Here is a 13,533-nt window from a genome sequence, read left to right on the forward strand (position 1 = left end):
TTAAGGTATGGAGATTAAGAAAATATTACCGATACTATTAATAATTGAGTAATTACAGAGTCGAGGAGGTTTTGAGTTATGCGTATTAGTTCACAACAGATTGAAAGCCCTATGAAAGCTCAAGTATCACCACCTATACAAGAAACGATAGGTAATAAAACGACTGAAGCAATAAAAGTGCAAAACAAGGAAACAACGCAGCAAGTAGCAGTAGTAAGGGCTGAAAATGTTGAGAATTCACCCAAAAAAGAAAAAGTGCAAGAAGCTGTTTCAACGTTAAATGAATTTTTACACATTAATAACTATTCTTCTAAGTTTGTATTGCACGAGGGTTTAGATAAATATTATGTAAAGCTAATAGACCCAGAAACTGAAGAGGTTATTAAAGAAATACCGGCCGAAGCTTTACTTAATTCATTTTATGAAATGCAAAAATTAGCGGGTGTTATTGTAGACGAAAAAGTTTAATACATTTAGTTTGGGAGGAATTTATTATGGTAATGCGTATTGGCGGTTTAGCCTCTGGTATGGATATTGATAGTATGGTAGAAAAATTGATGCAGGCGGAAAAAGCTCCGTTAAACAAACTGTATCAACAAAAACAAAAATATGAATGGCAACGTGATGCATATCGCGATGTAAATAAGAAATTAAAAGCATTTGATGATTTTTTATTCAAAAACATGACATTACAAAAGGATTTATATAAAAAATCAGTATCAAGTTCAAATCCAGCGATTAGTGCAATTCCAACATCAGCAATTAACGGACAAACATTAACAATTGATAGCGTGTCGCAAATCGCTAAAAGTGGTAACGCAGTTGGAACAATTACACCTGATACAGCGGGAACAAAAACATTAGGTGAACTTGGTATTGTTGCAGCAGGCAGTGATGAAGAGATTAAATTGAAAGTTTTGCAAAACGATGGTACAACGAAGGACGTTTCTTTAACTTTTAGTAGTACAGATACGATTAATAATGTAGTCTCAAAGCTGAAAAAAGATACTGGTTTAAATGCATTTTATGATGAAAAATCGGGACAAATTGCTATCTCTACTACTGCAACAGGTAAGGGTGATTTGTATAAGATTGAAAAAATGGACCTTGATACAAACCAGCCATATACTGAGACTGTAAATGCAAGTGTATTTGTAGAAAGTGGCGGCGACTTCTTCGGCAAATTAGGTTTTAATGATACACAAGCATTAGTATCAAATGGCCAAAATGCAAAATTAACGATTAATGGCGCAGAAATTGAGCGCCAATCAAATACATTTGAAATTGATGGCTTTAATGTAACACTTAACAATACGTATACTGAGACTCAGCCAATCACGTTAACGACAAAAACGGATTCTGACAATATGATGGACAAAATCAAAGAATTTGTAGAAACATACAATAGTTTAGTTGAATCATTCACTGATATGACGAAGGAAAAGCGTCATCGTGACTTCCCTCCTTTAACAGATGAGCAAAAGAAGGATATGAAAGAAGATGAAATTAAATCTTGGGAAGAAAAGGCGAAAAGTGGTATACTTCGCAGCGATTCATTAGTAACAAGTGCATTATCAAAAATGCGCACAACTATGTATGAAAAAGGCAGTAGTAGTAACCCATTGATCGACACATTATATGAGATGGGAATTACTACATCGAATAAAATTTCTGATAACGGTAAATTAGTTATTGATGAAGACAAGCTTCGTGCGAAAATCGAGGAAGATCCTGATGCTGTATTTAGTACATTTAGTAACGCAACTGACGGTACAGGGATTGTACAAAAATTACGAAAAAATATTAGTGCAACAACAATAGATATTGAAAAAAGAGCAGGTAGAGCAGATTCAACGAACCAAAGTTTTAATATTGGTCGAAATTTAGAAAGTGTTGAAGATCGTATCAATGCTTGGAAAACAAAGTTATCAAACATTGAACAGCGTTATTGGAAGCAATTTGGGGCGATGGAAGCGGCGATTAATAAAGCGAACCAACAATCGAGCATCTTTGCTCCACAGCAATAATAAATGAGGTTAAAATAATGGAACAAGTAAAAGTACTACTCCAAATATCAGCAAAACTTTATCAACATTTGGCGGTTATTCCAAAGGGTGATGATCGTGAAGAATATATCGAACAAATTAACGAGCAACTCGATGAACGTGGTATAATTATTGAGGAACTTCGCAAACAAGGATTTATTGCAAATCCTGAAGAAAAAGCGCATGCAACGTTAATCGAACTTGATAAAGGGATTCGTGAACGCTTAAATTTTGTTATGAAAGAAGTTAAACATGATTTAAAAGACTTACAAAATTCTAAGAAAAACGAACAGCAATATATGAATCCATATGCAAGTATCCAAGTAATGGATGGACGTTACTATGATAAAAAGAACTAAAACTAGCTTCAGAGGGAGTGTAATTTTTGACTGCACAAACTAATAATGCTTTTAACGCATATAAACAAAACAGTGTAACGACAGCATCACCAGGTGAGCTTACTTTAATGTTGTATAATGGATGTATTAAATTTATCGGTCAGGCAAAAAGGTCGATAGAGGATAAAAATATTGAGCAACGTAATTATTATATTCAACGTGCTCAAGCAATTATAAGTGAGTTAATGTCCACATTGAATATGGATATTGAAATTTCTAAAGAGATGTTACCATTATATGACTATATGCAACGCCGTCTAACAGATGCTAACATTAAAAATGATCTAGCTATTTTAGATGAGGTTGTAGGTTTAGTAGCAGAACTCCGTGACACATGGAAAGAAGTTATTAAAATTACACGTCAACAGCAATATGCCAATGTAGAGCAAATATAAAATCAAGAGGACCCGCTTATAAAAAAGTCGGGTCCTTTTTAGTATTGGAAATACAAATTGTAAAAATTTGTCCATAAATTGGAATTGTATTGGAAGTTACAATTTGCGAGAATAAAGATACAGAAATAAGATTATTGAATTGTTAAAATATATAGACAAATGAAGTTAGGGTAGGTACAATTAAATGGAAATAACAGTTGACATTGTGATGAATGTTACAGAAATAAAAAATGATATAAGGTAATATGTATGGGGATGTTGGATATTTAGTAGCGGATGTTTCAGAAGTGGATTATCACACGATTTAGCTAGAAAATTGCACTTTTATATTATAAGAAATTTGTTGATATCGTATTTCGAAGTAGTCAAAAGGACACCTCGTTTAAAAAAATTGTACTATTCAAAAGGATAAGCCACAATTTGCTTTTATTTTAAGTATGAGCACAGAAAAAAGCAGTAAAAAACCACTCTACGACAATCGCCATCAATTGTTCACAGCTCGAATTTCTTAATATTACACAAAGAGATAGTTAGGAAATCTTCTTTATTCATCAATTCTTAAAAAGCCGCAAATAAATCACCTACAGCAACGTAGGAATAGATAATTTGAAATTTGTATTTTTACTATATTAATATCGATTTAAAGCAAGGGTTTATGAGTTTTTGAATGCTAATGGCAATGAAATGGTGATCTATCATGGAGGAAAAAATAGCAATATATGAACGAATCATCAACTGGCTAATCGGAGAAGGGGGTGAGTGAAATGTGAAAGAAAACAAACAAAAAGCCCCAAGTGAGTGACTTTGACCAGAAATTCACTTGAGGTTGGTGTCGTCGTCGAATACCGACATACTATTAGTATACTCCTAATCTTGTCATTTGATAACCAAAAAAATAAAGAAAAGGGAGAAATGATGAAAGATATATCGAATCATTCAGAAGTTATGGCATAGCTATCTTTTAAAGCGGAGCATGAAGAATAATATTCAATTATTAATTACGTTATATTGGTTCGAGGATAAAGGAAGCAGTCAAACTAGTTTTAAATTCCGTTAGCATGTACCTCCGATTACGGCAAAATAGCATTGGAAAATTGAGATTTGGTTTTCATCAAAATCTATTCATAATACAGTGTCGTGTCTATCCCACTTAATTACCTAAAGATGCGTTATTTTGAAGTGCAAAAATACTTTTCTATTATTTTTTGGTCATTCACCTAAAATGTATTTAAAAGCAGCGTACTGCAAGATGACCTAGTCAGTTAGGTCTAAAATCACCCGCTAAAGCTACCTCGTATTTTTTCGTATGAGGTAGCTTTTTGTACAAAGGTACTAAAAATTCTCAATAGTAAAGGGGAGTAAATCTGTGGAGATTCAAAAATCATATATTATAACATCTAAAACAATCGCAATCATGCCTTTCGTTACAGAAAATGGTAAGTTGTATACAGTCGCTTTGGAAACGGGAGCAATCGCGATTATCGCAAAACCACCTACTACACTCATTAAAGAAAACGAACAATTTATTATGAGTCAGAAACAAAACGTCAATCGTATTTATGAAGATTTATGGGAAAAAGATATTATTCAAAATGGTAAAAAAGCAAACATAAAATTTAAGTTCAAAATGGATAAACGGAATTTTTAGAAAACATCAATTTCTACTATTATAAGGGGATTTTGAGGTAGGGTATCCTAATAATGAATAGAAAATATTCATATTATTGAAATGCGCATTAATTTATGTGATTTGGTGCAACATATGTTTTTCTACCCTTTTGTTCGAATAAAGTCCTCCTAATAAATATGAAGGAAATAGGAGAAGGAAGCTTATTTTTTAATAATTTTATGTGAAGAGCATAGTTAAAATGATCTGATTTCTGGCTGTTATTTCTTTTGTAAAATAGCAATTAAGCTCATAGACATTTTATGGTATACGTTGGGATAATATATTGAGAGCGCTATTACTTTTTATGCAGGAGGATGTGCCATGATTTTCAAAAGAACAGAGGGGTTTCGATTTGCTTTTGGAGACCCTGTTGCTGCAGATTTTGTTTTGTTATTGAATGGTAAACCAGAAGGCGGGAAATGTTCATGTAATGTTCTTGATATTAGTCCACATGGAATGAAAATGTTTTCAAAAACTGAAATTGGTGAATACAGTAATAAGGTGGTACAAATTGAAGTTCAATTCGTTTTAGATGAGGTGAAAATTAAAGCGGTAGGTGAAATTGTTTGGAAAAGAAGTTTTGGTAAAGACTATCATTATGGATTAGTTTTTGAAAATCAGCCTATTGTAGAGGAGTTAATTGTGAGTGAGTTAAAGGTGCGCCGTAAAAAAGAAGTTAAGCGTGCTTCAAAGGTATAGTTCACTCAAATTGTCGAAAAATGAAATAATGTTTAAAATGTAGCAGGAATTTTTCAACCGATGTAGAAATAAGTTAATATAGCCGTTAAGAAGGAGGAGTTCACATGCTAAACTTTAACATTCGTGGTGAGAACATTGAGGTAACTCCAGCGATTCGCGATCACGTTGAGTCTAAAATCGAAAAGATTGAACGCTATTTCAATGGTGATGTAAGTGCGAACGCTAATGTCAATTTAAAGGTTTATAATGCAAAACAAACAAAGGTGGAAGTTACAATTCCTATGAAGAATTTGACGCTTCGAGCTGAAGAGCGTCATGACGATATGTATGCGGCAGTTGATTTAATTGTCGACAAATTAGAACGTCAAATTCGTAAACATAAAACGAAAGTCAATCGTAAATTCCGTGATCGAGAGGGGACAGGCCTCTATTTCGCAGCTGTTAATCAGGCGGATACATCCCTTGAAAATTCAGACGAAGATTATGTAATTGTACGTACAAAACAATTCGATCTAAAGCCAATGGATCAAGAAGAAGCAGTTTTACAAATGAACATGCTTGGCCATGATTTCTACATTTACACAGATGCAGAATCAGATGGTACGAACATCGTTTATAAACGTAAAGACGGCAAGTACGGCTTAATTGAAACGAATTAACTAAATCAATCTCAAAACGGACTGCCTCTATACGTGCAGTCCGTTTTTTTTGTAGTCTATCACTCAATAGGGGACAAGTACTTCTGATTTGGTTGTGGATATAAATTACGGTCATTTGGATAAGAATTTATGGTTTATCCACATTAATATAAGAATTATTCATAATAAAGCTGACATCAACTTGAAAATGGGCACTAATTATCCAATTAATTTACTGTCTATTTGCACCAACTCTATACATAATGCTAAAATGAAAAGTGAGAATATTTATTGGGAAGTGACCATAAGAATGGCAAACATATTAAATAAATTATTTGATTTCAATAAAAAAGAAGTAAAGAAGCTTGAAAAAGTAGCAGATAAGGTAGAGGCATTCGCAAATCAGATGGAAACGCTCTCTGATGAAGCATTACAAGCGAAAACAGAAGAGTTCAAAAATCGTTTCCAAAACGGTGAAACAGTTGATCAATTATTACCTGAAGCTTTTGCAACGATTCGAGAAGCATCCCGTCGCGTACTGGGCATGTATCCGTTCCGCGTACAAATTATGGGGGCTGTTGCATTAAATGAAGGGAATATTGCAGAAATGAAAACCGGTGAAGGGAAGACATTAACTTCCACACTGGCGGTTTATTTAAATGCGATTACAGGTAAAGGTGTACATGTTGTTACAGTCAACGAATATTTAGCGAGCCGTGACGCCGAGGAAATGGGCGAATTGTATAATTGGTTAGGCTTAACAATCGGACTGAATTTAAATAGCATGTCAAAAGAAGAAAAACGAGAAGCTTATGCGGCGGATATTACGTATTCAACGAACAATGAATTAGGCTTTGACTATTTACGTGATAACATGGTGCTTTATAAAGAAGATCGTGTACAGCGCCCATTATACTATGCCGTAATTGACGAGGTGGACTCGATTTTAATCGATGAAGCACGTACGCCGTTAATTATTTCGGGGCAAGCAGGAAAAACAGCGCAACTTTATGTGCAATCAAATGCCTTTGCGCGCATGCTAAAAAAAGATGAAGATTACAATTATGAAGAGTCGACAAAGGGTGTTACGTTAACAGAAGCTGGGATTGAAAAGGCGGAAAGAGCATTCGGTATCGATAACTTATTTGATTTAGCGCATGTTCGTCTCAACCATGCGATTAACCAAAGCTTAAAGGCACATGCGTCTATGCATTTAGATGTGGATTACGTTGTGCAAGAGGGTGAAGTGGTGATTGTTGACGGCTTTACAGGTCGTTTGATGAAAGGTCGTCGCTATTCGGATGGCTTACACCAAGCAATTGAGGCAAAAGAAGGCTTAGATATTCAAAATGAATCGATGACAATGGCTACGGTAACGTTCCAAAACTATTTCCGTATGTACGAAAAGTTATCTGGTATGACGGGTACAGCGAAAACAGAGGAAGAGGAATTCCGCAATATTTACAACATGCAAGTAGTGGCAATTCCGACAAATAAACCGATTGCGCGTGATGACCGTCCAGACTTGATTTATGCATCTATGGAAGGGAAATTTAAGGCGGTAGCGGAAGATATTGCAGAACGTCATAGCCTGGGGCAACCCGTTTTAGTTGGTACGGTGGCGATTGAAACGTCTGAAATTATTTCGAAATTCTTAACGAAATTTAAAATTCCTCATAGTGTATTAAATGCGAAAAACCATGAGCATGAAGCAGATATTATTTTAAATGCTGGTCAAAAAGGTGCCGTAACGATTGCGACAAACATGGCAGGTCGTGGTACCGACATTAAGCCAGGTGAAGGTGTAATGGAAATTGGCGGTTTGGCTGTTATTGGTACAGAGCGTCATGAATCACGCCGTATTGACAATCAATTACGTGGTCGTTCTGGACGTCAAGGGAACCCCGGTGTGACGCAATTCTACCTTTCTTTAGAAGATGATTTAATGCGTCGCTTTGGTTCGGACAATATGAAGGCGATGATGACGAAGCTTGGGATGGATGATTCACAGCCAATTCAATCTCGTATGGTTTCAAAAGCTGTAGAATCGGCGCAAAAACGTGTAGAAGGAAATAACTTTGATGCACGTAAACGTTTATTACAATATGATGATGTATTACGTCAGCAACGTGAAGTGATTTATAAAGAACGTGAAGATGTATTAGACTCAGAAAATATGCGTGAGCTCGTGGAATCAATGATACAACAGGCAGTAGAAAATGCAGTAGCCGTACACACGCAAGGTGAAAGAGATGCATGGACACTCGATGCATTGGAGGATTATATTTCGGCAAACCTTTTAGAAGAAGGTTTAATTACAGTAGCGGATTTACAAAATAAATCACCTGAAGAAATGACTTTGTTCATTTATGAAAAAGTTCTTGTTCATTACAATGAAAAAGAAGAAGCCATGACGCCAGAGCGCATGCGTGAATTCGAAAAGGTTATTTTATTGCGTTCAATTGATACGAAATGGATTGACCATATTGATGCGATGGATCAGCTACGTCAAGGGATTCACCTACGTGCTTATGGACAAACGGATCCATTGCGTGAATATCAGCAAGAAGGTTTTGCGATGTTCGAAGATATGGTTGCCTCTGTGCGTGAAGATGTTGCGAAATACGCAATGAAAGCCGAAATTCGCAGCAATTTACAACGTGAAGAAGTAGCAAAAGGGCAAGCGGTGAATCCGAAAGAGGATGGACCAGCTGCAAAGCCAAAAAAAATGCCTACGCGTAAAGCGGAAAACATCGGTCGTAATGATCCATGTCCATGTGGAAGCGGCAAAAAATATAAATCTTGTCACGGTGTAGGGAACTAACATAGAGAGTGTGGATTGAAATCCCACAAACATGCCGGGGTCATTGAAATTTCGATGGCCTCGGCTATGTTTTCGAAAAAATCAAATATGCTTTAAATTAATGGAGGATTACAATGATCGAATTAGCAGATGTACGAAATGCGTTAGAAAATACAGCGGGGAAATTAGCTGACTTTAGGGGGTCTCTTTGACTTAGAAAACAAAGAGGCACGTATTCAAGAGTTAGATGAAATGATGCTGGAGCCAAACTTTTGGAATGACCAACAAGGGGCTCAAGTCGTTATTAATGAACTTAACGGCATTAAAGCAGTAGTAAACGAGTTTAATGATTTAATTTCAACGCAGGAAAATCTTGAAATGATGCTGGAGCTTTTACGTGAAGAGCCAGATGCAGAGCTACAAGAAGACCTTGGCAATGAATTGTCTGATTTTAAAGCGAAAATGGCTGATTTTGAATTACAAATGTTATTATCAGAGCCGTACGATAAAAATAATGCGATTTTAGAGCTACATCCAGGTGCTGGTGGTACGGAATCACAGGACTGGGGTTCGTTGCTGTTACGCATGTATACACGTTGGGCAGAGAAGCGCGGCTTTAAAGTGACGACGATTGACTATTTACCTGGTGATGAAGCTGGAATCAAATCTGTGACGCTGCAAATTACAGGTCATAATGCTTACGGGTATTTAAAGGCTGAAAAAGGTGTTCACCGTTTAGTACGTATTTCACCATTCGATTCTTCAGGTCGTCGTCATACATCGTTCGTTTCATGTGATGTCATGCCAGAATTTAATGATGAAATTGAAATTGATGTGCGCTCGGAAGATTTAAAAATTGATACGTATCGTGCAACAGGTGCGGGTGGTCAGCATATTAATACGACGGACTCCGCTGTTCGTATTACTCACACACCAACTGGGGTTGTCGTGCAATGTCAAAACGAGCGTTCACAAATTAAAAACCGCGATGCTGCAATGAAAATGTTAAAATCAAAGCTTTACCAATTAGAAATTGAAAAACAACAAGCACAATTGGATGAGATTCGTGGGGAGCAAAAGGAAATCGGCTGGGGTTCACAAATTCGTTCATATGTATTCCATCCGTATTCAATGGTAAAAGATCACCGTACAAATCACGAAACAGGAAATATTGGTTCTGTAATGGACGGCGATTTAGATCCATTTATTACAGCCTACTTACGTTCGAAAATTTCTTATTAATCTTGAATATAAGCTGTCCCACACGTCATGAAAAAGACTGTTGGGACAGCTTTTTTATTGGAATTCGACTGGTTTGCACTAATTATAAAGTTGAGTTGCGTTTTAATATTAAATGTTTATAAAACATTGAGGCGCGGACGTATTGATGATTAAATGATTTGCAGTGTAAAGGCAAGCGTTCTTCAGAGCCATCTAAAAAAGTGACAATCGTTTCGTCATTATGCTCGACAATATTAATAATGGATTGAAAGGAAATCCAAATATTTTGCAGTGAGTTAGGTGAGAAAAGTGGAAATAAAACACATGGATCGCCGAAATCATAGGCTATCATAATCGGTAATTTATGCTTACTTTTACCGAAAAATTGCTTTGCTTGGTATTGACTGGCTTGATAGGAACTTCCGTGTAATCTGCATGTACTACGAATAATTTTTAATGGTTTATTTGGATAAATGACCTTCCCGTGCTTATCAGAAACAAGAGTGTATGTTTTTTCACGATGCGAGATAGATTTTAAAAAATAAGTAGAATTCGAGGCAATGTAATTAGAAACTTGTGGTAAATTTTTCAACATTTCATTTCTCCTTTATTATTTATTTTGCTCGTCCAAAATCGAGTGCAACAAAATACAAGGAAAGCTAAAGCAAGTCAATCTTGTTATAGCGATGAATTGAAAGTTAGTTCTAACATAGCACACTGTTGAAGGGTGAAATGACTAAGAGGTGAAGTCTGTATTTTACGAATGAGGTAAGCTAGCAACTGTTAAACGGTGTTTTATATTATTTTGAGACTTAATCAAAAGAACTAAAACAAAAAATTCGCTATAAGTTAAAAATAATACAAATAAATACAAAAATCAACATTATTTACAGAAAATTATGTTAGTTGATAATTATTCAGAATATATTGCAAATAGGTGCTCGTTTATTTTATAATAAATAAAAGAGATTGAGGTGATATCGATGGATAAATATTATTCATACACAGATTTTTTAAAAGCAGTTGGCCAACAGCCGAATAGTAATCAAGCTGAAAAATTGTTGAATGAAATTTATTTAGATTTGTTTTTAAAACGTTTACAACGAATACATCGAATTGAACAACTGAAAGCACTCATCGATACGTCATTGGATCAAAAAAATGAACAAAAATTTATGAACTATACAATGGAACTAAAAAAGTTACTCCAATCAACAATAGCTTAGCTAAAAAATCACCTAATTTTAGGTGATTTTTTTTGTGGAGAAATATTAGTGGGGCTTAGAAGGGAAACGGATAGAAAGCTAAATGTGGTGGATAGAATTTAAAAAGTATCGGATAGAAATCCAAATGTGTTGGATAGAACAGTCAATCTGCCGGATAGGATAGCTAAAAATATCCTCCCCATGTGATAAATATCCCTTAAAATTCCCATACTGAATAATAAGCGCTAAATAAAATCGAATATACGTTCGTTAAATTCTCGTAATTAAAAAAAGGTTATGCTAAAATAGAACATAACAGATTTAATTTGATTCAGCAGGGATTCAAATCCCAGCTGAATCAAATTAATGCCCCGGCGGATGTCACAGATTTTTTAAAGGAGTTTCTCGAGCAAGCTCGAGAAAATCTGGACGCAATTACGCCAAGGCGTAATTGATAGAAAGGACGACCCTATATGACAGAACAATTTTCAATCCAGTCCGCTTATCAACCGAATGGCGATCAGCCTGCTGCAATTGCACAGCTCGTACAAGGAATTCAAGAAGGAAAATACGAGCAAACGCTATTAGGTGCAACAGGTACAGGCAAAACTTTTACCATTTCAAACGTCATTCAACAAGTGAAAAAACCAACGCTTATTATGGCGCATAATAAAACATTAGCTGGTCAATTATACAGTGAATTTAAAGAGTTTTTCCCGGACAATGCGGTGGAGTACTTTGTTAGTTACTATGATTATTTCCAACCAGAGGCGTATGTGCCACAAACGGATACGTATATCGAAAAAGATTCGAGTATTAATGAAGAAATTGATAAGCTAAGGCACTCGGCTACATCGGCGCTATTTGAGCGAGACGATGTCATTATTATTGCCTCAGTTTCATGTATTTACGGGCTCGGTTCGCCAGAGGAATACCGTGAAATGGTCGTATCCATTCGTACAGGTATGGAAATTGAACGTAATCAGCTACTACGCAAGCTTGTTGATATTCAATATGAACGCAACGATATTAACTTTACGCGCGGAACATTTCGTGTGCGTGGGGACGTAGTAGAGATTTTCCCGGCATCCCGTGATGAACAATGTGTGCGCATTGAATTTTTCGGGGATGAAATTGATCGTATTCGAGAGGTGGATGCGCTAACAGGTGAAATATTAGCTGAGCGTGAACATGTTGCGATTTTTCCTGCTTCTCACTTCGTAACACGAGAAGAAAAAATGAAAGTTGCAATTGACAATATTGAAAAGGAATTACAAGTGCGCTTAGAAAAATTGCGTGCAGAGGACCGTTTATTAGAGGCACAGCGCTTAGAGCAACGAACAAATTATGATTTAGAAATGATGCGGGAAATGGGCTTTTGTTCAGGCATCGAAAACTATTCTCGCCATTTAACATTACGTGAAGCAGGCGCAACACCGTATACATTGATTGACTATTTTCCAAAGGATTTTTTACTTGTTGTGGATGAAAGTCATGTTACATTACCGCAAGTCCGTGGTATGTATAATGGTGACCAAGCACGTAAGCAAGTATTGGTAGACCACGGTTTTCGTTTGCCATCTGCTCTTGATAACCGACCATTAAAATTAGATGAATTCCAATCGAAAATACATCAAGCAATCTATGTGTCAGCAACACCTGGACCGTATGAGCTGGAGCATACACCTGAAATGGTCGAACAAATTATTCGTCCAACAGGGCTACTTGACCCGACATTAGAAGTGCGACCAATTGAAGGGCAAATTGATGATTTAATTGATGAAGTTCATGATCGCATTCGAAAAAATGAGCGAGTACTGATTACAACATTAACGAAAAAAATGTCTGAAGATTTGACGAATTACTTAAAGGAAATGGGCTTAAAGGTTGAATATTTACATTCCGAAATAAAAACATTAGAGCGTATTGAAATCATTCGCGAGCTACGAAAAGGGACACATGATGTTTTGGTTGGAATTAACTTACTTCGAGAAGGTTTAGATATACCTGAAGTTTCCCTCGTCGTTATATTGGATGCAGATAAGGAAGGCTTTTTACGTTCAGAACGGTCACTTATTCAAACAATTGGTCGTGCCGCGCGTAATTCCAATGGGCACGTTATTATGTACGCAAATAATATGACTGAATCGATGAAAAAGGCGATTGATGAAACGAAAAGACGTCGAGAAATTCAAATCGCTTACAATGAAAAGCATGGCATTACTCCAAAAACGATTATTAAGAAAATACCTGACATTATTCGGGCTACGAAAGCTGCGGAAGAGGAAGAACAATATATTACGAAAGTAACGGGCGGCAAGAAACTGACGAAAAAAGAGCTTGAAAAACTAGTTGAAACGTTGCAACTTGAAATGAAAGAAGCAGCGAAAGCACTTGATTTCGAACGCGCGGCAGAATTGCGAGACATGATATTCGAATTGAAAGCAGAAGGGTGAAGGC

Annotated in this window: 12 protein-coding genes; 11 read left to right on the plus strand and 1 reads right to left on the minus strand. The window is 36.1% G+C overall.

The window, feature by feature from the left end:
* The first annotated feature begins 78 nt into the window (after nucleotides 1-78).
* From MHI10_RS03345 to prfB, 9 genes are all read left to right on the plus strand, one after another.
* On the plus strand, nucleotides 79-468 hold the full coding sequence (locus MHI10_RS03345) for a flagellar protein FlaG (RefSeq protein WP_340782914.1): 390 nt from the start codon (nucleotides 79-81) through the stop codon (nucleotides 466-468).
* A gap of 26 nt (nucleotides 469-494) precedes the next feature.
* Nucleotides 495-2,027 (plus strand): flagellar hook-associated protein 2, encoded by a 1,533-nt coding sequence (locus tag MHI10_RS03350; protein ID WP_340782917.1) that lies wholly within the window; start codon nucleotides 495-497, stop codon nucleotides 2,025-2,027.
* A gap of 17 nt (nucleotides 2,028-2,044) precedes the next feature.
* Nucleotides 2,045-2,404, plus strand: a complete 360-nt coding sequence (locus tag MHI10_RS03355; RefSeq protein ID WP_340782919.1) for a flagellar protein FliT — start codon at nucleotides 2,045-2,047, stop codon at nucleotides 2,402-2,404.
* A gap of 26 nt (nucleotides 2,405-2,430) precedes the next feature.
* The gene (fliS, locus tag MHI10_RS03360) at nucleotides 2,431-2,838 is read left to right on the plus strand and encodes a flagellar export chaperone FliS (RefSeq protein WP_340782922.1); all 408 of its coding nucleotides are present in this window, start codon (nucleotides 2,431-2,433) and stop codon (nucleotides 2,836-2,838) included.
* Between the two features lie 1,366 nt (nucleotides 2,839-4,204).
* A complete protein-coding gene (locus MHI10_RS03365; RefSeq protein ID WP_340782924.1) occupies nucleotides 4,205-4,486 on the plus strand; it encodes a competence protein ComK in 282 nt (93 codons plus the stop codon).
* Between the two features lie 342 nt (nucleotides 4,487-4,828).
* Complete coding sequence (locus MHI10_RS03370) at nucleotides 4,829-5,206, plus strand: PilZ domain-containing protein (protein WP_340782927.1); 378 nt, start codon at nucleotides 4,829-4,831, stop codon at nucleotides 5,204-5,206.
* A gap of 104 nt (nucleotides 5,207-5,310) precedes the next feature.
* A complete protein-coding gene (gene hpf / locus MHI10_RS03375; RefSeq protein WP_340782929.1) occupies nucleotides 5,311-5,865 on the plus strand; it encodes a ribosome hibernation-promoting factor, HPF/YfiA family in 555 nt (184 codons plus the stop codon).
* Between the two features lie 289 nt (nucleotides 5,866-6,154).
* Nucleotides 6,155-8,668, plus strand: coding sequence for a preprotein translocase subunit SecA (gene secA, locus MHI10_RS03380; RefSeq protein ID WP_340782932.1), 2,514 nt, complete (start codon nucleotides 6,155-6,157; stop codon nucleotides 8,666-8,668).
* 116 nt (nucleotides 8,669-8,784) lie between these two features.
* A protein-coding gene (prfB, locus tag MHI10_RS03385) for a peptide chain release factor 2 (protein ID WP_340789125.1) occupies nucleotides 8,785-9,889 on the plus strand; the annotation gives its coding sequence in 2 pieces (ribosomal slippage) (nucleotides 8,785-8,856 and nucleotides 8,858-9,889; 1,104 coding nt in all).
* Between the two features lie 82 nt (nucleotides 9,890-9,971).
* Here prfB and MHI10_RS03390 read toward each other — a convergent pair.
* Nucleotides 9,972-10,463 carry a competence protein ComK gene (locus tag MHI10_RS03390; protein ID WP_340782934.1) on the minus strand — a complete coding sequence of 164 codons (492 nt, stop codon included), beginning with the start codon at nucleotides 10,461-10,463 and terminating at the stop codon, nucleotides 9,972-9,974.
* 388 nt (nucleotides 10,464-10,851) lie between these two features.
* Here MHI10_RS03390 and MHI10_RS03395 point away from each other — a divergent pair, with 388 nt between their 5' ends.
* Nucleotides 10,852-11,094, plus strand: coding sequence for an IDEAL domain-containing protein (locus MHI10_RS03395; RefSeq protein ID WP_340782935.1), 243 nt, complete (start codon nucleotides 10,852-10,854; stop codon nucleotides 11,092-11,094).
* Nucleotides 11,095-11,546: 452 nt separating this feature from the next.
* On the plus strand, nucleotides 11,547-13,529 hold the full coding sequence (gene uvrB / locus MHI10_RS03400) for an excinuclease ABC subunit UvrB (protein ID WP_340782936.1): 1,983 nt from the start codon (nucleotides 11,547-11,549) through the stop codon (nucleotides 13,527-13,529).
* Nucleotides 13,530-13,533: the final 4 nt, after the last annotated feature.

The sequence above is a fragment of the Solibacillus sp. FSL K6-1523 genome (genome assembly GCF_038005225.1).
Classification (GTDB): domain Bacteria; phylum Bacillota; class Bacilli; order Bacillales_A; family Planococcaceae; genus Solibacillus.